Raw genomic sequence first — 19,448 nt, forward strand, 5'->3', positions numbered from 1 at the left:
GCCCAGGACGGCGCAACGAAGGTCCACGCAGCGTGCGGCGTAGTCCTGGTGGCTATACTCGTGCTCAACGACCTGCCTCGCCTCAGCGCATGACAACCGACCGTGACGCCACATCACTGCAACTCGCCTACGCAGCCCAGAAACAGGCGCTCGACCTGAGTATTCGCCAAACGCGAGAGCGACGGGCACCGATTCGCTGGATGTTGATAACCGTGATCGTGATCTCGACAGCGACGACCCTATGGATTGCCAGCCTCGTCTATGGCCCGATCACACAAGGGTTCATCCTCGATTGCCCGAGACTCTCCACCCTCCATTGCCATCGATTGATGCCGAATGAGAGTGGCTATTGGATTGCTTTGCTGACCCGTGGGTTCATGGGCTTGCTCTGCCTGAGCGCGGCTGTCGTCGCAGCCGCCTACCTGCGAGCCTTCTTGCGACCGACTGCAGAGGAAGAGAGGATGCGCGAACGCTTGCGGCAATTACAGGCGGACATGACCGGCCGGCATCCGGCCGCCTGAATCGTGTTTGGCGGCAGTGACTGGCCATCAATAGATCACAAAAAAACAGCCCGGCGAACCGGGCTGTTTTCTCGACTGCTCAACAAAGCGCGGCAGAGCCGCGCAGCGTTGATTAGAAGCGGTGACGCAGGCCGACGGCGTATTGTTGCGCGTCGAAGTTGCGGTCGTACCAGGCCTTGTCGGCGTACGAGTAGTACGCGTACAGGTTGGTGCGCTTGGACAGGTCGTACGTGGCGCCCACGCTGTAGATGTTTTGCTTGGCGGCGTCGATGGCGTCAAACGTGCCACCCTTCGGATCCGTACGCTGCCAGGAACCGAACACCGAGGCTTGGCCCAGGGGAACGCTCAGGCCGACCAGGTAGGCGTTGACCTTGCCATCCGGGAAGTTGCGGATCGTGCCGGTGTTGGCGATGAAGCCGGTGCCGGTGAAGGCGTCGCCTTGGCCGATGTTCGTGTAGCCGTGCTTCATGCGCGAGTAGGCAGCGTAGGCCTTGACCACGTTGAAGTCCCAGGTACCGCCAACTTGGAAGTTGTACGGATCGTTGCCACCTTGGGCAGCGTTCCAGGCGGTAGCGTCGCCCAGGTAAGCACGCTCGTACGTACCGGCGATGCCGAACGGACCGTTGGCCCACTTCACGGCAGCGCTCACCAGACGGTTGCTGTTGTCGGTGGTGGCAGCGCCGCCATCGTAGTTGAAGCTGTAGCCAGCGGCGACACGGAAACCACCGACGTCGGGCGACAGGTAGGCGATCGTGTTGTCAGCACGGTTCGTGCTGTTGCCGTTGAACGACGAGCCAGCGCCAGCTTGTTGGAAGCCGGTGCCGAAGGGGTCGGTGAAGGCGAAGAAGTCGGACGAAGCCGTCACTTGGCGGCCAAGGCGAACTTCACCCCAGTTGCCCGACAGACCACCCCAGGCAGCGCGACCGAACAGACGGCCGCCTTGCTGGCTGGTGCCGTTGCCGACGTTGAAGCCGCTTTCCAGTTGGAAGTTGGCGCGCAGGCCGTTACCCAGGTCTTCCGTACCACGCATACCCCAGCGCGAGCCGGACTGGACGCCGCTCTGCATGCCGTAGGCGGTGCTTTGGCCTTCAACCTTCTTCGCGCCGACGCCGACGTCAACGATACCGTAGAGGGTGACAGAGCTTTGCGCTTGCGCGACGCCAGCGAAACCCGCCAGCAGGGCCGCAGCCAAAAGAGTCTTTTTCATTCAAATCTCCAGTCGATTGAGAGAAGCCACTGTGCCAGTACTGCAGATACTGCGCGCCGGCCGGCCCCGGACTTCCCGTAAGGAAGCTGAGTTGTATTTCATCAAAGTTCGAGGGTTAACGCTAGAAATTCGGGGGGAAACCCGATCAGGGGCCCCTGATGTTGGAAAGCTGCAACATGACGCTTCGGGGTTACACGTATCGCCGGCTCCGATCCGCACCTTCGTCAGCCCAGCGCCCGCCTAGATGAAGGAACGCCGCTGCTACACTGCCGCCACCCGGAATGCGCGTCTCACCGGCCCCTTGTCTGCCTGTCGGAACCCTGCCATGTTGCCCACGCCCCTGCCCGCCCGCCTGCGCCGCCCCAGCCTGCTCGACGCCGTGCTGTCCGAAGCCAATCGCGCCCTGCAGGTGTTGAGCGGCGTGGCACCCGCCGCCCGGCGCAACCCCGCCGAGACCGTGACCGATGCACCGCCCCTGTCGGTGGCCGACAAGCGCCATGCGGCGGGTCTCATGCGTGTCAATCACGTCGGCGAGATCTGCGCCCAGGCCTTGTATCGCGGGCAGGCGGCCGTCTGCCCGGATCCCGGCACACGCGCCATCCTGAATGAAGCCGCTGCCGAGGAAGTCGATCACCTCGCCTGGCTCAATGACCGGCTTCGGGAGCTGGACAGCCGCCCGAGCCTGCTCAATCCGCTGTGGTATGCGGGCTCGCTAGCCCTGGGCGTGGTCGCCGGTCGCGCCGGTCAGCCCTATAACCTGGGCTTCATGGCCGAAACGGAGAAGCAGGTCGGCGAGCACCTGGAGAGCCACCTGCGCAAGCTGCCGGAAGCCGATACGCGCTCGCGTCGCATCGTCGAACAGATGGCCACCGACGAAGCCGGCCATCGCGAGCGCGCCGAAGCCCATGGTGGCGTGCCGCTGCCCGCGCCCGTGCGTGTCGCCATGCGCGGCATGTCCAAGGTGATGACCACCACGGCCTATTGGCTGTGAGATAGCGCCGCCAGCCGCGCCTCGCGCACGGCACGGCGGATATCGGCAGGCCCGTTCGCCGTGCGCGCCGCCGCCCCGGCATCCACGTCCCGGGCCAGCCCCAGCCAGCGCTGCCATGCGACGATGTCCACGGGCTCGCACACGTCGGCCGCCGCAAGCAAGGCCTCGAAGCGCTCCGGCTTGCGCAAGCCATCGCAGCGTTCGATCACGGTGAGCACCGCATCCGGCGTCTGCGCCTGCAAGCCTTCACGCAATAGCGGCAGCAAGCGCGCAGCATCCGCACATTCCGTGGGCACCTTCAACCGCGCATGCAGCGCCGCCGCATCGGTCGCATTCACGCACGCCAGCGCATAGCGCGAAGCGAGCGGCAACGCGCGTCGCGCCGCGTCGTCCAGCCGCACGCCCATGTCGCCCGGCGGATGCCAGGCTGGCGCCACTCGCGCCAGCGCCCCACTCTCTTCCAGCACGCTCACCAGCCGCGACGGATGATCCTGCATCAGGCCGCGCGACACTTCCCGCCAGACGCGTTCGGGCACCAGGGCGTCTGCCTCGCCCTCGGCCACCATCTGCCGGCACAGCGCCAGCGTCTCGGGAGCCACCCGGAAGTCGTCGAAGCGCGCCGCAAAGCGGGCCAGCCGCAGGATACGCACGGGATCCTCGCCGAAGGCCTCGCTCACATGGCGGAGCACCCGCTGCGCAAGATCGCGCTGGCCGCCCCAGGGATCAACAAGACTGCCGTCCGGGCGCTGAGCGATGGCGTTGACGGTGAGATCCCGCCGCTGCAGGTCTTCCTCGAGCGTGACGTCCGGGCCCGCGTGAAAGACGAAGCCCCGATAGCCGCGGCCGGACTTGCGCTCGGTGCGGGCAAGGGCGTACTCCTCCTTCGTGAGCGGGTGCAGGAAGACGGGGAAATCCCCGCCCACGGGCGTGAAGCCGCGCTCGGTCATGTCTTCGGGGCTCGCCCCCACCACGACCCAGTCCTGATCGCCCGCGGGCAGGCCGAGCAGGCGATCGCGCACGGCACCGCCCACCACGAAGACCTGCAGACCGGCGACGGCCGGATCGGCGCCGACGGCCGCCTCAGGGGATGCTGGTGGTTTCATTGGCCTGCGGCACCACGGTGCCCAGCCGGGCCTTGAGCGATTGCGGCTCGCCCGTGAAAAGTGCCGTGTAGTAAGTGGCGTTGGAGAGCACGGCCTGGACGTACTTGCGCGTCTCGGCGAACGGAATCGTCTCGGCGAAGATCGCGCCTTCGACCGGGCCCCGATACGTTGAGCGCCAGTTGTGAGGACGCCCGGGACCGGCGTTGTAGCCGGCCGAGGCGAGGAGCTGCGAGCCCTGCAGATCCTGCAGCACGATGTTCAGGTAATTGGTGCCCAGCGTCGTGTTGACGTCGAAATCGTTCACGCGCGACGGCTGAAAATCCGTCATGCCGATCCGGTTGGCCACCCAGCGCGCCGTGGCCGGCATCAATTGCATGAGCCCGGAAGCGCCAACGCCCGAACGCGCCACGAGGACGAAGCGCGACTCCTGGCGGATGAGGCCATACACCCAGGCCGGGTCCAGGCCGATGGCGCGGGCCTTGGCCGTGACCTGCCCCTGGAACGGCGCGAGAAAGCGTTGGGCGAAGTTGTGCTCTTCGCGCGTGCGTTCGGCCGTGTTGACCACGCGATCGTAGAGGTGCGCCTCCTCGGCCAGCGCCGCCGCCGCAATCAGTTGACGGTCGCTCATGCCCCGCAGCGCATAGTTCCACTCGGGCACCGCCTCCGAGCGCCAGTTCAGCGCGAAGAGCGTCAGGGCGCGCTGCAATCCCGGGTTGGCACGCGCCTCGGCCATGTCCTTCTGCGTGGGCGTGGCCTTGGGCGGGATGCTCGTGAGCGTGCCCAGCTCTTCGGCGGCAAGCTGCCCATAATAATTGTGCTCGCGCGCGATGCTGCGATAGAGCGCCCGGGCCTCGTCGCCGCGCCCCAGCGCTTCGTGCGCCCGGGCCCGCCAATACACCCAGACGGTATCGTCCGGCAGCCCCGGTGGCAGTTGCTCGATGGTGCGCAGCACCCAGCGCCAGTCGACCGGGTCGTGGCGCAGCGCCGAGCGCACCCGCCACTCACCGCTGTACTCACCCAGACGAGTGCCGTCTGTCTCGCGGTACCAGTCCTGCGCAATGTCGTTCTGCCGCAGCGAGGCCAGCAACGCGAAGTGCGACTGCACCCAGGCGGCGTCCTGCGGTGGCAGGCGCTTCACCCAGGTGTCCCGGAAGTACCGGTAGCCGGGCAGCATGTCCTTGCGCGCCAGACGCGCCAGCGCCGTCACGGCCAGCTCGCGATCGCGCTGGGAGAGGTTGCCCTGCTCCTGGCGACGCAGCCACGGCATGGGATCGTTCCACAGGGCGCCGAAGGCCTTCTGCTGCTCGCCATCCATCATGTAGCGCACGAAGCGGCGCGACACATCGAGGTTGTCGACGTCCACGGCCTCACGCAACTGGCGCGACAGGTCATCGAACTGGATGATGTTCTCGGTGACCAGCGTATCGTACAGATTCCAGCAGGCCGAGCCTGGCGCGAACACTGCCACGGCGTCCGCAGCCGACACCTTGGCACCCCCTGCATGACGGGCGTGCAGAATGGCACAGTCCGTCTGCGCGTTGGTCACGATGATGCCGTCAGCGAGGCGCCGCACGCTGGGGAAGTCGCCCGTGCGGGCCGCGGCGAGGATGCCATCGGCGCGCACACGCTGCTCCAGGTAGGTGCCCTGGTGCTGAGTGAGAAAGCGCGTGATCGCCGGCATGGGCAGCGTGCGCGAGGCCGCGATCTGCTGGCGCAGCCACCAGTACTCGGGATAGGCGCCCAGCACGCCCTTGCTCGCCGCGGGCAACGCCGCCTCGAGCTTGTCCCACTGGCGTGCGTCGGCCAGCCGGCGCGCGGCGACGACGGCGCTGGTCTGCGCGTCGATCGAGGTCGTGGAGGTCTGGGCCTGCACCGGGGCGGCGGCAGCGAGTGCCGATGCCGCCATGACGGCGCCCAGGATACGATGCGGAATTCGGGTGCGGAACAATGGCATTGGCAATGGACGGAAAGGATTCGAGCGCGAGCCGCCAGGCGCTACAGGATACCGCAGCAGCGGTGCGGCAACGCTTGCGTGAGGCACGCCGGGCGATGCCTGCTGAACAGATCGTCGCGGCAAGTGCGGCGATTCGCGGTCATCTTGCCCATGGTCTCGCAGGCCCCTTGGCCGGGCGCGCCGTGGCCGGCTTCTGGCCATTAGGCGGCGAGCCGGACCTGCGCCCACTCCTCACGCACTGGGCGCAAAGCGGCGTGATCGTGACCTTGCCCACCGTGGCCGAGCGTGCGGCGCCCCTGCAGTTCCTGGCCTGGACCCCGGAGGCACCGATGCGCACCGGTGCCTATGGCATCGCCGAGCCCGCGCCCGGGCCGGCCTGTCTGCCGGATATCGTGCTCGTCCCCATGCTGGGCTATACCTTGCAAGGCGAACGCGTGGGCTACGGTGGCGGCTACTACGACCGCACGCTGGCGGCCTGGCGCGAGGCCGGCCATGCCGTGCGAACCATCGGGATTGCCTGGAGAGCAAGCCGCCTCGCGCCGGGCGAGTACCCGTTCGCCGCGCACGACATGGCCATGGATGCCGTGGTGGACGAGACGGGCTGGCATCCGGCCCGCTGACAGACGGCGGCCGCGGGGAGCGGCCGCGCGGACCCGGGATCGCCCGGGCCGGCAGACGGGTTTTACTTCGCCACGCCCAGGCGATCGCACACCGTGCGCACGGCATCGGCGCTGTTCAACGTGTAGAAGTGCAGCCCGGGCGCCCCGCCGGCGATGAGCTTCTCGCACAGGGACGTCACGACCTCGGCGCCGAAGTCGCGAATGCTCGCGCGGTCGTCGCCAAAGCCCGCCAGACGCAGCCGGATCCAGCGCGGGATCTCGGCGCCGCACATGTCGGAGAAGCGCTGCAGCTGGCTGTAGTTGGTGATGGGCATGACGCCCGGCACGATAGGCGCGGTCACGCCCCTGGCCCGGGCGCGCTCGACGAAATCGAAGTACGCGTCGGGATTGAAGAAGTACTGCGTGATCGCCGCGTTGGCCCCCGCCTGCATCTTCTCGACGAAGTGGCCGAGATCGGCCTCGGGGTTCGTGGCCTGCGGATGCGTCTCGGGATAGGCAGCCACTTCGATGTGGAACCAGTCGCCCGTTTCCTGGCGCACGAAGGCCACCAGATCGCGGGCGTAGCGCAGCTCGCCGGCCACGCCGCCCATGCCGGAGGGCAGATCGCCACGCAGCGCGACGAGCCGGCGAACGCCTTGTTCGCGATACACCGTAAGCAGATCGCGCAGGTGCTCGCGCGTGGCGCCCACGCAGGACAAATGCGGCGCCGCATCGAAGCCCAGGCCCTGCAGCAGACGCACGGCCTGCAGCGTGCCTTCACGCGTGGAGCCGCCGGCACCGAAGGTGACGCTCACGTAGGTCGGGGAGAGGCTCGCGCACTGCTCGGCCGCGCGCACGAGGCGCTCCTGGGCGGCCGTATCACGCGGCGGGAAGAACTCCAGGCTCAGGGCGGTGGAGGAGGAAGTCATGGCGGCAATCGATGAAAGACGGGGCGGGACGGCATGAAGCCGCCCCGCCCCGGAGTCTGCACGCGCCCGGCATGCCGGGCGCGGCCACGGCGCACGGTAGCTCCAGAGCACCGTGCGCGGCGACGGCCTCAGCCGATCAACGAAGTCAGCAGGCCGGAGATGAGGCTATAGAGCAAGGCGCCGATCACGGCCCACCAGAAGCCGTTCACCTTGAAGCCTGAGAGCACCGAACCCGCCAACCAGAACAGCAGGGCATTGAGCACCAGCAGGAACAGGCCGAGGGTAAGAATGGTGATGGGCAGCGTCAGGAATACCAGGATCGGCTTGACCAACATGTTGAGCAAGCCGATCACCAACGCCGCGATCATCGCCGAGCCGAAGCTGGCCACGGCAACGCCGGGCAGGATGTAGGCCACGACGAGCAACGCCACCGAATTCAACAACCAGACCAGAAGCAGCGACAACATGGTGATTCCCCAAGGTAAAGGCCCCGGTGGGGCCGTGAACAACAAACCTTAGTAGCGATAGTGGTCGGGCTTGAACGGCCCTTCCTGCGGCACCCCGATGTAGCTGGCCTGCGCGTCGCTCAACGTCGTGAGCTGCACACCCAGCTTCTTCAGATGCAGCCTCGCTACCTTCTCGTCCAGGCGCTTAGGCAAGACATATACCTGACCCTTCGTGTAGGCCTCGTTGCGCGTGAAGAGCTCGATCTGGGCGATCGTCTGATTGGCGAACGACGAGGACATCACGAACGACGGGTGGCCGGTGGCGCAGCCCAGGTTCACCAGACGGCCTTGCGCGAGCAGGATGATGCGCTTGCCATCGGGGAAGATGATGTGGTCGACCTGGGGCTTGATCTCTTCCCAGGTGTAGTCGTTCAGCGAGGCGACGTCGATCTCGTTGTCGAAGTGACCGATGTTGCACACGATGGCCTCGTCCTTCATGGCCTTCATGTGATCGTGCGTGATGACGTGGTAGTTGCCGGTGGCGGTGACGAAGATGTCGGCCTTGTCGGCGGCGTATTCCATCGTCACGACCTTGTAGCCTTCCATCGCGGCCTGCAGCGCGCAGATGGGATCGACTTCGGTGACCCACACCTGGGCACGCAGCGCGCCGAGGGCCTGGGCGCAGCCCTTGCCCACGTCGCCATAGCCCACGACCACGGCGACCTTGCCCGCGACCATGACGTCGGTGGCGCGCTTGATGCCGTCGACCAGCGACTCACGGCAGCCGTAGAGGTTGTCGAACTTGGACTTGGTGACCGAGTCGTTGACGTTGATGGCGGCAAACGCGAGCTCGCCCTTTTGCGACATCTGGTACAGGCGATGCACGCCCGTGGTGGTCTCTTCGGTCACGCCCTGGATCTGGGCCAGACGGGTGGAATACCACTTCGGGTCACGGGCGAGCGTGGCCTTGATCGAGGCGAAGAGGAAGGTCTCTTCTTCGCTGCCCGGATTCTCCAGCAGGCTGGCGTCGGATTCGGCACGCGCGCCCAGGTGCAGCAGCAGCGTGGCGTCGCCGCCGTCGTCCAGGATCATGTTGGCCTGCTCACCCGGCCATTCGAAGATCTGGTGCGTGTAGTTCCAGTAGTCTTCCAGCGTTTCGCCCTTGACGGCGAACACCGGCGTGCCGCTGGCGGCGATGGCCGCAGCAGCGTGATCCTGCGTCGAGAAGATGTTGCACGAGGCCCAGCGCACGTCCGCGCCAAGCGCCTTCAGCGTCTCGATCAGCACGGCGGTCTGGATGGTCATGTGCAGGCTGCCCGCGATGCGCGCGCCCTTCAGCGGCTGGGCGGCAGCGTACTCTTCGCGGATGGCCATGAGGCCGGGCATTTCGGTTTCCGCGATGGCGATCTCGCGGCGGCCCCACTCGGCCAGGGAAATGTCGGTGATGCGGTAATCGGCTTGCGTGCCGGTGTCGGTAACAGCGTTCATGGGGGCTCCTTGAACCTGCATCCACGCGCAGGCATGCCCCATGGCCCGCCCACCTCGCGAATGCATAGATGAACGAGCGCGGTTGCCACAGCCCGGTGCGTGCGCGCCGCGAAGACGCCGTCACTGCCGGGGGATCCGAGCCTGGCGGGGGAACCCCGTCGCAACGCTCCTCGGAAAACCTGAGCATTGTAGCGGGGAATCCGGGCGGGCGGCACGTCTTCTCCCGCGCCGCCCAGGGGGCCGCTTGCCACGGCGGCAGGATTCAGCGCAGCCCGGTGGCGAGCACCTGATCCAGCACCGTCGTGAAGCGGCGCGCGTTCTGAAAACCGATCACCCGCGTGTGGCGTTGCTCGCGGCCCTGCGCATCGAAGAAGATGATGCCGGGCGGGCCGAAGAGCCGGAAGCGCTTGAGAAGCGCACGATGATCGCCATTGTTGGCGGTGACGTCTGCCTGCACCAGCACTAGCTGGCCCATCCGCGCGGCCACGCCGGGGTCGGTGAAGGTGAAGCGCTCCATCTCCTTGCAGGACACGCACCAGTCGGCGTAGAAATCCAGCATGACGGGCCGGCCGCGATTGGCCGCGATCACGGCGTCGAGCTCGGCGACCGAATTCACTCGTTGGAAGGTCGGGTGCGCAGCGGCGCCCTGCACCGCGCCGCCCGCCGCCGACGCTGACGCACCGACTGCGCCGCCTGGCGCGAGCCAATCCGACACGGCCGGCCCCCGCGTGCCCGGCACGGCAGACGGCGCGGCAATCGGTGCTGCCACGGGTGCGGTGCGCGACGCGGCCAGATGCGCGAGCGGCTGCAACGGATCGCGGCCACCGCTGGCCACACCCACGGCCTGCACCACGCCGATCACGGCGAAGACCCAGCCCAGCCCCTTGCCCAGCCTGGCTGCCGTGCCCGCCTCGCGTGGCAAGGCGTCGAATGCGCGCAGCAGGCTCGCGGCGAACAACGCGAGCACTGCCCAACCCGCCATCTGCAGCCACATCGGCAGCACGGGCAGCAACATCCACCAGGCCACGGCCAGCAGCAGCATGCCGAAGAGGCGATTGACGCCCTCCATCCAGGGGCCGGCACGCGGCAGTAGCGTGCCGGCGGACAGCCCGGCGATGAGCAGCGTCACGCCCATGCCCCAGGCGAGCGCGAACAACGCCACCGCCCCCAGCACGACATCGCTCGTCTGCGAGATGTACAGGAGTGCGCCGGCCAGCGGTGCTGCCACGCAAGGCCCGACGATGAGGGCCGACACCGCCCCCATGCCGAAGGCGCCCGTGAAGCGTCCGCCCGGCATGCGGTTGGCCCAACCCGAGGCCCGCGCCTGCCAGCTCGCCGGCACCTGGAACGTGAAAGCGCCGAACATGCCCAGCGCCAGCACCACCAGCAAGAGCGCGAACACGCTCAACACCCATGGCGTCTGCAGGGCGGCCGCCAGGCTGGCACCGGTGAGCCCGGCGGCGACGCCGGCCGCCGTGTAGACCAGCGACATGCCCAACACATAAGTTGCCGCGAGCCCCAGCCCGCGCAGCCGGCGTGGCTCACGCTGGCCCTGGCGCTGGGCATCGCCCACCAGAATCGACGACAGAATCGGCAGCATCGGCAGCACGCACGGCGTGAGCGAGAGCAGCACACCGAGGAGGAAGAACACCCCAGCCGTCTGCCACAGGCTGGACGTGGCAAGCGCATCGGCGAGACCCACGTCGTTTGCGCCCAGCAAGGCCAGCCAGCCGCCGGACGCCGGCGGCGCATCAGCCTGCGCCGCCCAGGCCCCGTCCTCCACCGACAAGGCCACGCGCTGGGTCTGCGGCGGGTAGCACAGGCCGGCGTCGGCGCAGCCCTGGCTTGTCGCGAGCAAGGTGATCGCCTGGGGCTGCCCTTGCAGCGGCACGCGCACGGCAACCGCGTCGCGGTGTGTCTCCAGGTCCTTTTCAAAGACTTGGTCGTAGATCACCGTCCGCGCGGGATCTGGGGCTCGCCCAGCACACCCGCCTGCGGCGGATCGGTCGAGAAGCCGATCTGGTCGTGATAGAGGTAATACGCCGGTGCGATGCGCCAGGACACCTCCACCACATCGGGTGCGACCATCTGGGCGCTGATCCGAAAGGCCTCGTCCGGCGGCAGGAAATCGTCTTCGGACAGGGCCCAGGCACGCGAGGCGGCCAGGCACAGCACGAGCCCCAGCCAGGCCAGGGCCAACCAGGACGTGAAGGAGGAACCCCGCGGCAAGCGGCGGGCAGGCGACACGAACACCATGGACACTCAGTGCAAAGGGGTGCCCGTCTCGGCGCGCACCCATTCAAGATAGGCCGGCAGCCCGCCCTCGACCGGAACGACCACCGCCTCCGGAACCTCGTAGGGATGCAAGGTGACGAGCATCTCGAGCAAGGCGGCTTCCTGGGCGCGCGTGGTCTTGATCAGCAGCGGGACTTCCTCGGCGCCTTCGATGACGCCCTGCCAGCGGTACATGGACAGCATGGGCGGGCCAAGGTTCACGCAGGCCGCGAGGCCTGCTTCCAGCAGCTCGTGGGCAATCCGCTTGGCCACCAGCAGGTCCGGCGCGTTGCTCACGACCAGAATCACGTCATTCTGCATGCTCATCCTCGCATCCATTCTTCGCGGCCTCAGCGCAGCAGGCGCCGGCGGATCAATCCGCCGGCCAGCCAGATGGCGAGCGCCGCCGTCACCAGCAGCTGCAGCACGAGCCAGCCGGCACCTGCCGGGATCTCGCCCAGCACCAGGGGCCGGATCAGCTGGATGGCCGGCGACAGCGGCAGCCACTGCATCACCGCCGTCACGGCAGCCGGCAGCTCGGCTACCGGAAAGAACACGCCAGAGAGGAACACCATGGGCGTCACGCCCAGCGTGAAGTAATACATGAAGAAATCGTACCCACGCGCCACCGTGGTGACGACCATCGCCAGGGCGGCGAAGGTGATGCCTGCCACGGCCAGCACGAGCGGAATCGCGAGCAGCGTGGGCGCGCGCGAGATGTCGAAGAGCGCCACCACGATCAGTATCGCCACGCCACTCTTGAAAGCCTTGGCCGCGGCCCACAGCACCTCGGCCCAGAGCACGTCGTCCAGCGAGAGGGGCGTGTTGAGCATGCCCTCCCAGGTGCGCTGCACCTGCAATCGCGAGAACGCGCTGTACGTGGCCTCGAAGGTGGCGCCATACAGCGCGCCCATGCAGATCGAGCCTGCCGCGAGAAACGTGATGTACGGCACGCCGTCGATGGCGGGCAAGAGCCGGCCCAGGCCGTAGCCCAGCGCCAGAAGCACGATCATCGGATCGAGGACGTCGCCCAGCACCGTGGTGCCGGCCGTCTTGCGCCAGACCAGGAAGTTGCGCCGGAAGACGGCGACAACGAGCCAGCTGGGCGCGGGCCAGCGCCAGTCGCCGCGACGCGGCGACGGAGAAGGCGCGCCCGCGACGTCCGATGGCGGCACCGAGGCGCCTGCAGCGGCGATCCTGTCCTGCGGCGAGGTCGACAGCGTCGACGCTGCCTGCGGGTCATGGCGCTCGGCGCCGTCCTCGGCAGCCAGAGCCTTGCGATCCGTGGGCGCGTTCATCCTTCCTCCCGCATGCCACGACCGGTCAGGCGAAGGAACAAGTCCTCCAGATTGGCCGGGCGCTGTAGATAGTGCACGTCATCGCGGCCCGCCAGCGTACGCACCACGGGCTCGGCGTGCTCGACATAACAGAAGGCCGTCTCGCCGCTGACCTCGATGCGGCCGGGCAAGGCGGCGCGATGGGCATCCAGCCACGCCTGCATGCCGTCGCCATAGACTTCCACCACCATGGGCTCGAGGTGCTGCGCGATCAGCGCGCGCGGTGGGCCCTCGACCATCATGCGGCCGTGATCGATCACGCCCAGACGGTTGCACAGGCGCTCGGCCTCGTCCATGAAGTGCGTGGTCAGCAGAATCGTCTTGCCGCGGGCCAGCAGCGCCCGCAGGCGTTCCCACACCAGGTGGCGCGCCTGCGGATCCAGGCCGGTGGTGGGCTCGTCGAGCACGATCAGATCCGGATCGTTGACCATGGCGCGCGCCAGCGTCAATCGGCGCTTCATGCCGCCGGAGAGTTCGTTGATGCGCGCATGCCGCTTGGCCGACAGGGCGGCGAAATCGAGCAGCTCAGGGATGCGTGCGCGCACCTGGGCGCTGGACATTCCGAAGTAGCGCCCGAAGACGAGAAGATTCTCCTCGACGGTGAAATCCGGATCCAGGCTGTCGAGCTGGGGCACCACGCCCACCCGGGCGCGCGCGGCCTGGGCCTGCACGGGGATGGCGTGGCCCAATACGTCGATACGGCCACCATCGAAGGGGGTGAGGCCGAGCAGCGCGCGCAGCGTCGTCGTCTTGCCTGCCCCGTTGGGCCCGAGCAGCCCATAGCACTCGCCCGGCCGAATCACGAAGGACAGGCCATCGACGATGACCTTCTCGCCATAACGCTTGTACAGACGCTCGACGGTCAGGGCCGACGGCGAGCCAGCGGGGGCGGGGGCCAGGGATGCGCTCATCGGAGCATTCTACCGGGCCGGCCCTCACTCGCGCTCGCGCGCCGCGGCCAGCGCCATGGCAATCTCGATGGTCTGGGCGAGGAACGACGAGCCGTCGTCACGCCGATGGCTCAGGATCACTGGAGACACGAAGCCCGGGGCATCGAGTGGCACGTAGGCGACATCGGCCCGATGCAGTCGCTGCGCCGATGCAGGCACGAGGGTGAGCCCCAATCCCGCCGCCACCAGCCCGAGCGCCGTCTGCAACTCGTTCGCCTCATGCACCACGTCCAGCCCGTGCCCGGCAGCGCGGAACAGGCCGGCCACGTGATCCGCATAGCTGGGGCGAGGCCGGGCGGGATACAGGATGAAGGGCTCGGCAGCCACCTGGACGGCGGTGAGATGCGGCTGCGCCGCCAGGGGCGAGCCCACCGGCACCGCCACCACCAGGGGCTCGGTCATGACGATGCGCTGCGCCACCGCCGCATCCTGGATCACGATCCGCCCGACACCGATGTCGATACGCCCGTCCTTGAGCGCCTGCACCTGCTGCATGGTGGTCATCTCGGCAAGGCCGACCTGCACGTCATCCTGGCCCTGGCGCAGTTCCCGGATGAGGTCCGGCACGAAGCCATACAGCGTGGATGGCACAAAGCCCACGCCGAACCAGCGCTGCCCACTCTCGCCCAGCCGGCGCGTGCCCGCCACGAGCTCGTCGAGCCGCGCCGTGAGCTGCAGTGAGTGCTCGAGAAAGAACCGGCCGGCCTCGGTCAGGCGCAGCGCGCGCTGGGAGCGGTCGAAAAGCGTCACCCCCAGCTCGTCTTCGAGTTGTCGCATCTGCCGGCTCAGCGGCGGCTGCGCCATGTGCAGACGCTCGGCCGCGCGCGTGATGTTGAGCTCCTGGGCGACGGCCTGGAAGTAGCGCAGATGACGGAGTTCCACCATACCCTCCAGGTATGAAACCCTGCGAATATAGTCTTGGACCCTAGGTTGGGACAACGACATACTGCGCGTATCTGACGTTTACCTTCGAGCCGAGTATGACGCCTGTTCGCATCACTGCCATCGAGGCCATCCTGGTGGACCTGCCCACCATCCGGGCCCACCAGTTGGCCATGACGGTCATGCACCGGCAGACGCTGGTCATTGTGCGTCTGCTGGCCGATGACGGCATCGAGGGCATTGGCGAAGCCACGACCATCGGCGGGCTGGCCTACGGCGACGAAAGCCCCGAGGGCATGAAGCTCGCCATCGACACCTATCTTGCGCCCTTGCTGATCGGCCAGGATGCGAGCAACGTGCACGCCGCCATGCAGCGCCTGGAGGCGGGCGCGAGGGGCAATCGTTGCGCCAAGTCGGCCCTCGAGACCGCGCTGCTCGATGCGCAGGCGCGCCGACTGGACGTCTCCCTCGCCACCTTGCTGGGCGGTGCCGTGCGCACGCGCCTGCCCACGCTGTGGACGCTCGCGAGCGGCGACACCGAGCGCGACATCGCGGAAGCCGAGCAGCTTCTCGCCGAGCGCCGGCACGACACCTTCAAGCTCAAGATCGGCCGGCGCGCGATTGCCGACGACGTGCGCCACGTCACCCGCATCAAGACGGCGCTGGGCGATCGCGCCCGCGTGACGGTGGACGTGAACCAGGCCTGGAACGAAGCCGACGCGGCCCGCGCCATCGCCAATCTCGAAGCCGCCGGCGTGGACCTCATCGAGCAGCCCCTGCCCCGCGACGATCGCGCGGGCCTCGCTCGCCTGGCCGCCCGATTCGTGGTGCCGATCATGGCCGACGAGGCGCTGTGCACGCCGCAGGACGCCTTCGACCTTGGCTGCCGCGGCGCCGCCGATGTCGCGGCCTTGAAGATCGCCAAATCCGGCGGGCCGTACGCCGTCTTGCGCACCGCCTTCGTGGCCGACGCCGCCGGCATGGCCTTGTATGGCGGCACGCTGCTCGAAGGCAGCGTGGGCAGCATCGCCGCGGCCCACGCCTTCAGCACCCTGCCCCGGCTGGCCTGGGGCACGGAGCTCTTCGGCCCGCTGCTGCTCACGGAAGACATCGTCACCGAACGCCCGGTGTATCGCGAGTTCTGCCTGGAGTTGCCGCAAGGCCCGGGCCTGGGGCTCACGCTGGACGAAGACAAGCTCGCCCACTACCGCCGCGACAAGGGCACCGCGCCCGCCGCGCGCTGACCGAGGAGATCGACATGCTGTTCCTGGTTCGCATGGATGTGAACATCCCCACCACCCTGCCCAAGGCCGAAGCCGACGCCATCAAGGCTGCCGAGAAGGATTACTCCCAAGCCCTGCAGCGCTCGGGCAAATGGCCGCACATTTATCGCGTGGTGGGTGAATACGCCAACTACAGCGTCTTCGATGTGGCGTCCAACGACGAGCTGCACACGCTGCTCTCCGGGCTGCCGCTCTTTCCGTACATGAAGATCCATGTGACCCCGCTCGCGCGTCACCCCTCGGCCATTGCCTGAGCCACAAACGCCCTTCCCGATAACGATACGAGAGACACCATGATGACCCGCCGTTCCTTTGCCCTCCTTGCCCTCGCCGCCGGCCTCAGCGCGGCCGCACCCGTGCTGGCAGCGGATTTCCCGAGCCAGCCGCTGCGCTGGGTCGTGCCCTTCCCGCCCGGTGGCGCGATGGACGTGATCGCGCGCACCATGAGCGAGTCGGTCTCGCGCACCCTGGGCCAGCCGGTGGTGGTGGAGAACCGTTCCGGCGCGGGTGGCAACATCGGCGCGGCCTACGCGGCCGGCGCGCCGGCCGATGGCCACACCATCATGATCGCGGCCAACGGCATGGCGGTGAATCCGGCGCTCTACAGCAACCTCACCTACGACCCGATCCAGTCGTTCGCTCCGATCTCGCTGCTGGCGATCGTGCCCAACATCCTGGTCGCCAATCCGCAACGCTCGCCGGCCAAGACCGTGCAGGAAGTCATCGACCTCGCCAAGCAGAAGCCCGGTCACTACACCTACGCCTCGGCCGGCGTGGGCACGTCCATCCACCTCGCGGGCGAACTCTTCGTCTCTATGAGCGGCGTGGACATGCTGCACGTGCCCTACAAGGGCAGCGGCCCCGCGGTGGCAGATCTGCTGGGCGGCCAGGTGGACTACATGTTCGACAGCATCACGTCGGCCAAGCCGCACGTGGATGCCGGCCGCCTCAACGCGATCGCGGTGACCACTGAGAAGCGCTCCAGCGCGATGCCGAATCTGCCCACCGTGGCCGAGAGCGGCCTGCCCGGCTACAACCTCTCGCCCTGGTTCGGCGTCTTTGCCCCCGCAGGCACGCCGCAACCTGTGCTGGACACGCTGCACGCCGCCATGATGAAGGCGCTCGAGGAGCCGCGCGTGCAGGAGACGCTCGCGTCCATCGGCGCCGAGCGCATCGGCAGCACGCCCGACGCCTTGCGTGATCACCTCGCCGAGGAGACGGCGCAGTGGAAGACGATCGTCGCCGAGCGCGGCATCAAGGCGATGTAAGGCGGTTGGCGGCGACGCGGATCGAACCCCCGGGGCGGCGCATCGCCAGCCCCGGAATTCGAGTACTGTGAGCGCTTTCCCTCCTCACCTGTCCGCCGCCATGGTCGTCACCGACGTCTCGCGTCTCCCTGTGCTTCTCGCCGTGACGATCGGCCCGGCGGATGCGGAATCCACCGAAGCCGCTCAGGCGGTCTGGCGCGCCTTGCTGCAGGCGGGAACGCCCTTCGCGGCGCTGCAAGTCTACGTGGATCAGGATGCCGCGCAGCAGATCGGCAGCATGGATGACGTGGCCACCTGGCTGGCCGCGCAACCGACAGGCAGCGTCCAGCCCTGGGCCGTTGCCCGCGTCGTTCTCGATTGGCAGGCCGTCATCCCGGCCTTGCGTCCGGCACTCGAGTGGCCGCTTCAGGACTTTCCCGACATTCTCAGCGCCTTGCGCTGGCTACAGACAGAGGCGCTGTCGCCACGCGGCCACGCCCTCTCGCTGGAAGGCACGGCCAGCGCGATTGCCGGCCTGTGCTGGCAGGCCGACGTCTAAGTCCGCTCAGACGCGATCCGCGCGCGCCAGGTGGTTCTCCAGTCGGCGCAAGCCGATGGTGAGCAGGAACGTCATGAGCCAGTACGCAAACGCGATCGCGAGATACGGCTCCCAGTAGCGTCCGTAGGCGCCGGCCACGGTACGGGCGGCGTAGGCCATCTCGGCCAGCCCGATCGCCGACACGAGCGAGGTGTCCTTCAGCAGCGAGATCATGTTGTTACCCAGCGGCGGCAACATGCGACGGAACGCCTGGGGCAGGACGATAAAGCGCATCACCTGAAGCGGCGACATGCCCAGCGACATGCCGGCGAACCGCTGGCCCCGCGAAATGGACTGGATGCCGGCCCGGAAGACCTCGGACGTATAGGCCGAGGCATTGAGCGTCAAGGCTGCAACCCCGGAAATGAGGGCGCCGTGATTCTGCTTGAGCGTTCGCGCCAGATCGCCGGAGATCAGCCAGCCCTCCGTGGGGTGGATGAATAGCGGCACCACGGCGAAGTGCATCAGGAGGATCTGCACGAAGAGTGGCGTGCCGCGCAGAAAGCTCACATAGACGGTCGAAGGCCAACGCAGCACATACTTGCACAGGCTCTTGAGCGGCTGGTGCGACGCATCCGCCAGGCGCGCCAACGCTACCAGCAGCCCGAGGCTGAACCCGAGCACGACGCAGGTGATGGTCATGCCGACCGTGACCATCGCGCCTTGCCAGAAGAGGCTCTTGTATTCGACCAGAATGTCGGGGCGAAACCACCCGAACCATTCCACGGGAAGGGTATCGTTCATGGCATTGGGAGATCAGGAGATGGCCGCGGCGCGGGCTGCGCACGTTGCAAACGGTGCGCGTAGCCCCACGCTGCGACAGGAAAGAGCACGGGCCGCAGATGCGCCCGTCAGCATCGCATCACTGCGCGCGGTATTCCTGCTTGAACCACTTCTGGTAGAGCGTGTTGTAGGTGCCGTCAGCGCGGATCGCGGCGAGGCCCGCGTCCAGTTGCTCGCGCAGGGCATCATCGCCCTTGCGCACGACGATGCCGAAGTGCTCCTTCGGGAAGTCGGGATCCTCGACCACCTTCAGGCCGGGCGTCTGCGCGACGCGGTAGGCGATCACGCCGTTGTCACCGATCGCGGCATCCACGCCGCCCGACGCGAGCTCGGAGATGATGAGCGGCGTACTCTCGAAGCGGCGAATGTCCTGGCTCGCCTTGCCCAGCAGGCGGCTCACCACGTCGTCGGCCGTCGAGCCGCTCACCACGGACACCTTCTTGCCCTTGATGTCGTCCAGGGACTTCACGGCGCTGCTCTCGGGCACCGCGATGAGCTGGCGCGCGTCGAAGTACGGCTGCGTGAAGTCGAAGCTCTGCTTGCGACGATCGTTGATGGTGACACCCGAGATCACCGCGTCCACATCGCCGTTGTTCAAGGCGGCGAAGATGCTGCTGAAGGGCGTGTTCACGATGCGCAGCGTCATGCCTTGCTTCTGCGCGATGGCGTTGATGACGTCGATGTCGAAACCGACGACCTGCCGCGTGTTGTCTTCGAACGCGAACGGCGCGTAGGTGGCGCTGGAGCCGACGACGACGGTGCGGGCAGCCGCCTGGGCCAGCGCAGGCTGGGCGGACACGAGCAGGGCAGCGGCGCAGGCGAACATCGCCGCGCGGCGAGAGAAGGAGAAAGTCAT

General features: G+C 67.6%; 19 protein-coding genes, 1 pseudogene and 1 riboswitch. Of the genes and pseudogenes, 7 read left to right on the forward strand and 13 right to left on the reverse strand.

Annotated features, from left to right (window positions below; translation table 11 throughout):
- Positions 1-89 precede the first annotated feature (89 nt).
- Positions 90-521: a hypothetical protein gene (locus IMZ29_RS14055; RefSeq protein WP_216185082.1), complete on the forward strand. Its 432-nt coding sequence runs from the start codon at positions 90-92 to the stop codon at positions 519-521.
- A 112-nt stretch (positions 522-633) separates the two neighbouring features.
- Here the strand turns inward: IMZ29_RS14055 and IMZ29_RS14060 are convergent, their stop codons facing one another.
- Entirely contained in the window at positions 634-1,728 is a 1,095-nt protein-coding gene (locus IMZ29_RS14060; RefSeq protein WP_216185085.1) for a porin, read from the reverse strand.
- A gap of 325 nt (positions 1,729-2,053) precedes the next feature.
- Here IMZ29_RS14060 and coq7 point away from each other — a divergent pair, with 325 nt between their 5' ends.
- Positions 2,054-2,719, forward strand: a complete 666-nt coding sequence (coq7, locus tag IMZ29_RS14065; RefSeq protein ID WP_216185088.1) for a 2-polyprenyl-3-methyl-6-methoxy-1,4-benzoquinone monooxygenase — start codon at positions 2,054-2,056, stop codon at positions 2,717-2,719.
- Here coq7 and IMZ29_RS14070 read toward each other — a convergent pair.
- Together IMZ29_RS14070 and IMZ29_RS14075 are read right to left on the reverse strand one after the other, a co-directional pair.
- Entirely contained in the window at positions 2,707-3,822 is a 1,116-nt protein-coding gene (locus IMZ29_RS14070) for a tRNA nucleotidyltransferase/poly(A) polymerase-related protein (RefSeq protein WP_216185091.1), read from the reverse strand. The two genes, coq7 and IMZ29_RS14070, sit on opposite strands and share 13 nt — an antisense overlap.
- The gene (locus IMZ29_RS14075; protein ID WP_253207131.1) at positions 3,800-5,776 is read right to left on the reverse strand and encodes a lytic transglycosylase domain-containing protein; all 1,977 of its coding nucleotides are present in this window, start codon (positions 5,774-5,776) and stop codon (positions 3,800-3,802) included. Before IMZ29_RS14075 ends, IMZ29_RS14070 begins: the two co-directional genes overlap by 23 nt.
- Before the next feature lie 95 nt (positions 5,777-5,871).
- Here IMZ29_RS14075 and IMZ29_RS14080 point away from each other — a divergent pair, with 95 nt between their 5' ends.
- On the forward strand, positions 5,872-6,396 hold the full coding sequence (locus IMZ29_RS14080) for a 5-formyltetrahydrofolate cyclo-ligase (RefSeq protein WP_253207132.1): 525 nt from the start codon (positions 5,872-5,874) through the stop codon (positions 6,394-6,396).
- Between the two features lie 62 nt (positions 6,397-6,458).
- On the opposite strand, the gene metF is transcribed toward IMZ29_RS14080, so the two are convergent.
- The 8 genes and pseudogenes from metF to IMZ29_RS14125 form a co-directional block, all read right to left on the reverse strand.
- Positions 6,459-7,304, reverse strand: a complete 846-nt coding sequence (gene metF, locus IMZ29_RS14085; RefSeq protein ID WP_216185097.1) for a methylenetetrahydrofolate reductase [NAD(P)H] — start codon at positions 7,302-7,304, stop codon at positions 6,459-6,461.
- A 128-nt stretch (positions 7,305-7,432) separates the two neighbouring features.
- Complete coding sequence (locus IMZ29_RS14090; protein ID WP_216185215.1) at positions 7,433-7,768, reverse strand: phage holin family protein; 336 nt, start codon at positions 7,766-7,768, stop codon at positions 7,433-7,435.
- A gap of 51 nt (positions 7,769-7,819) precedes the next feature.
- The gene (gene ahcY / locus IMZ29_RS14095; protein WP_216185100.1) at positions 7,820-9,238 is read right to left on the reverse strand and encodes an adenosylhomocysteinase; all 1,419 of its coding nucleotides are present in this window, start codon (positions 9,236-9,238) and stop codon (positions 7,820-7,822) included.
- 67 nt (positions 9,239-9,305) lie between these two features.
- Positions 9,306-9,416, reverse strand: a riboswitch (S-adenosyl-L-homocysteine riboswitch).
- An 84-nt stretch (positions 9,417-9,500) separates the two neighbouring features.
- Positions 9,501-11,494: pseudogene (gene dsbD / locus IMZ29_RS22820) on the reverse strand (protein-disulfide reductase DsbD).
- Between the two features lie 6 nt (positions 11,495-11,500).
- Positions 11,501-11,839 carry a divalent-cation tolerance protein CutA gene (cutA, locus tag IMZ29_RS14110; RefSeq protein WP_216185105.1) on the reverse strand — a complete coding sequence of 113 codons (339 nt, stop codon included), beginning with the start codon at positions 11,837-11,839 and terminating at the stop codon, positions 11,501-11,503.
- A gap of 23 nt (positions 11,840-11,862) precedes the next feature.
- The gene (locus IMZ29_RS14115; protein WP_216185108.1) at positions 11,863-12,810 is read right to left on the reverse strand and encodes an ABC transporter permease; all 948 of its coding nucleotides are present in this window, start codon (positions 12,808-12,810) and stop codon (positions 11,863-11,865) included.
- Complete coding sequence (locus IMZ29_RS14120) at positions 12,807-13,760, reverse strand: ATP-binding cassette domain-containing protein (protein WP_216185111.1); 954 nt, start codon at positions 13,758-13,760, stop codon at positions 12,807-12,809. Before IMZ29_RS14120 ends, IMZ29_RS14115 begins: the two co-directional genes overlap by 4 nt.
- A 24-nt stretch (positions 13,761-13,784) precedes the next feature.
- A complete protein-coding gene (locus IMZ29_RS14125; protein WP_216185220.1) occupies positions 13,785-14,681 on the reverse strand; it encodes a LysR family transcriptional regulator in 897 nt (298 codons plus the stop codon).
- A gap of 98 nt (positions 14,682-14,779) precedes the next feature.
- Between IMZ29_RS14125 and IMZ29_RS14130 the strand changes: the two genes are divergently transcribed.
- The 4 genes from IMZ29_RS14130 to IMZ29_RS14145 all read left to right on the forward strand — a co-directional run bounded on the left by IMZ29_RS14130 (position 14,780) and on the right by IMZ29_RS14145 (position 17,770).
- Positions 14,780-15,925: a muconate/chloromuconate family cycloisomerase gene (locus IMZ29_RS14130; protein WP_216185114.1), complete on the forward strand. Its 1,146-nt coding sequence runs from the start codon at positions 14,780-14,782 to the stop codon at positions 15,923-15,925.
- 14 nt (positions 15,926-15,939) lie between these two features.
- Positions 15,940-16,218 carry a muconolactone Delta-isomerase gene (catC, locus tag IMZ29_RS14135; RefSeq protein WP_216185117.1) on the forward strand — a complete coding sequence of 93 codons (279 nt, stop codon included), beginning with the start codon at positions 15,940-15,942 and terminating at the stop codon, positions 16,216-16,218.
- Between the two features lie 39 nt (positions 16,219-16,257).
- Positions 16,258-17,232, forward strand: a complete 975-nt coding sequence (locus IMZ29_RS14140) for a Bug family tripartite tricarboxylate transporter substrate binding protein (RefSeq protein ID WP_216185120.1) — start codon at positions 16,258-16,260, stop codon at positions 17,230-17,232.
- 67 nt (positions 17,233-17,299) lie between these two features.
- Positions 17,300-17,770, forward strand: a complete 471-nt coding sequence (locus IMZ29_RS14145) for a hypothetical protein (protein ID WP_216185123.1) — start codon at positions 17,300-17,302, stop codon at positions 17,768-17,770.
- A 6-nt stretch (positions 17,771-17,776) separates the two neighbouring features.
- Here IMZ29_RS14145 and IMZ29_RS14150 read toward each other — a convergent pair whose 3' ends face one another.
- On the reverse strand, positions 17,777-18,553 hold the full coding sequence (locus tag IMZ29_RS14150) for an amino acid ABC transporter permease (protein WP_216185126.1): 777 nt from the start codon (positions 18,551-18,553) through the stop codon (positions 17,777-17,779).
- Between the two features lie 118 nt (positions 18,554-18,671).
- Positions 18,672-19,448 (reverse strand): basic amino acid ABC transporter substrate-binding protein, encoded by a 777-nt coding sequence (locus tag IMZ29_RS14155; RefSeq protein WP_371820268.1) that lies wholly within the window; start codon positions 19,446-19,448, stop codon positions 18,672-18,674.

Source organism: Verticiella alkaliphila, from assembly GCF_018904615.1.
GTDB classification, from domain to species: Bacteria; Pseudomonadota; Gammaproteobacteria; order Burkholderiales; family Burkholderiaceae_B; genus Verticiella; species Verticiella alkaliphila.

Coding starts and splice junctions, on each gene's coding strand:
- IMZ29_RS14055 (WP_216185082.1), top strand. CDS start 90: ATGACAACCGACCGTGACGCCACATCACTGCAACTCGCCTACGCAGCC.
- IMZ29_RS14060 (WP_216185085.1), bottom strand. CDS start 1,728: ATGAAAAAGACTCTTTTGGCTGCGGCCCTGCTGGCGGGTTTCGCTGGC.
- coq7 (WP_216185088.1), top strand. CDS start 2,054: ATGTTGCCCACGCCCCTGCCCGCCCGCCTGCGCCGCCCCAGCCTGCTC.
- IMZ29_RS14070 (WP_216185091.1), bottom strand. CDS start 3,822: ATGAAACCACCAGCATCCCCTGAGGCGGCCGTCGGCGCCGATCCGGCC.
- IMZ29_RS14075 (WP_253207131.1), bottom strand. CDS start 5,776: ATGCCATTGTTCCGCACCCGAATTCCGCATCGTATCCTGGGCGCCGTC.
- IMZ29_RS14080 (WP_253207132.1), top strand. CDS start 5,872: ATGCCTGCTGAACAGATCGTCGCGGCAAGTGCGGCGATTCGCGGTCAT.
- metF (WP_216185097.1), bottom strand. CDS start 7,304: ATGACTTCCTCCTCCACCGCCCTGAGCCTGGAGTTCTTCCCGCCGCGT.
- ahcY (WP_216185100.1), bottom strand. CDS start 9,238: ATGAACGCTGTTACCGACACCGGCACGCAAGCCGATTACCGCATCACC.
- cutA (WP_216185105.1), bottom strand. CDS start 11,839: ATGAGCATGCAGAATGACGTGATTCTGGTCGTGAGCAACGCGCCGGAC.
- IMZ29_RS14115 (WP_216185108.1), bottom strand. CDS start 12,810: ATGAACGCGCCCACGGATCGCAAGGCTCTGGCTGCCGAGGACGGCGCC.
- IMZ29_RS14120 (WP_216185111.1), bottom strand. CDS start 13,760: ATGAGCGCATCCCTGGCCCCCGCCCCCGCTGGCTCGCCGTCGGCCCTG.
- IMZ29_RS14130 (WP_216185114.1), top strand. CDS start 14,780: ATGACGCCTGTTCGCATCACTGCCATCGAGGCCATCCTGGTGGACCTG.
- catC (WP_216185117.1), top strand. CDS start 15,940: ATGCTGTTCCTGGTTCGCATGGATGTGAACATCCCCACCACCCTGCCC.
- IMZ29_RS14140 (WP_216185120.1), top strand. CDS start 16,258: ATGATGACCCGCCGTTCCTTTGCCCTCCTTGCCCTCGCCGCCGGCCTC.
- IMZ29_RS14150 (WP_216185126.1), bottom strand. CDS start 18,553: ATGAACGATACCCTTCCCGTGGAATGGTTCGGGTGGTTTCGCCCCGAC.
- IMZ29_RS14155 (WP_371820268.1), bottom strand. CDS start 19,448: ATGACTTTCTCCTTCTCTCGCCGCGCGGCGATGTTCGCCTGCGCCGCT.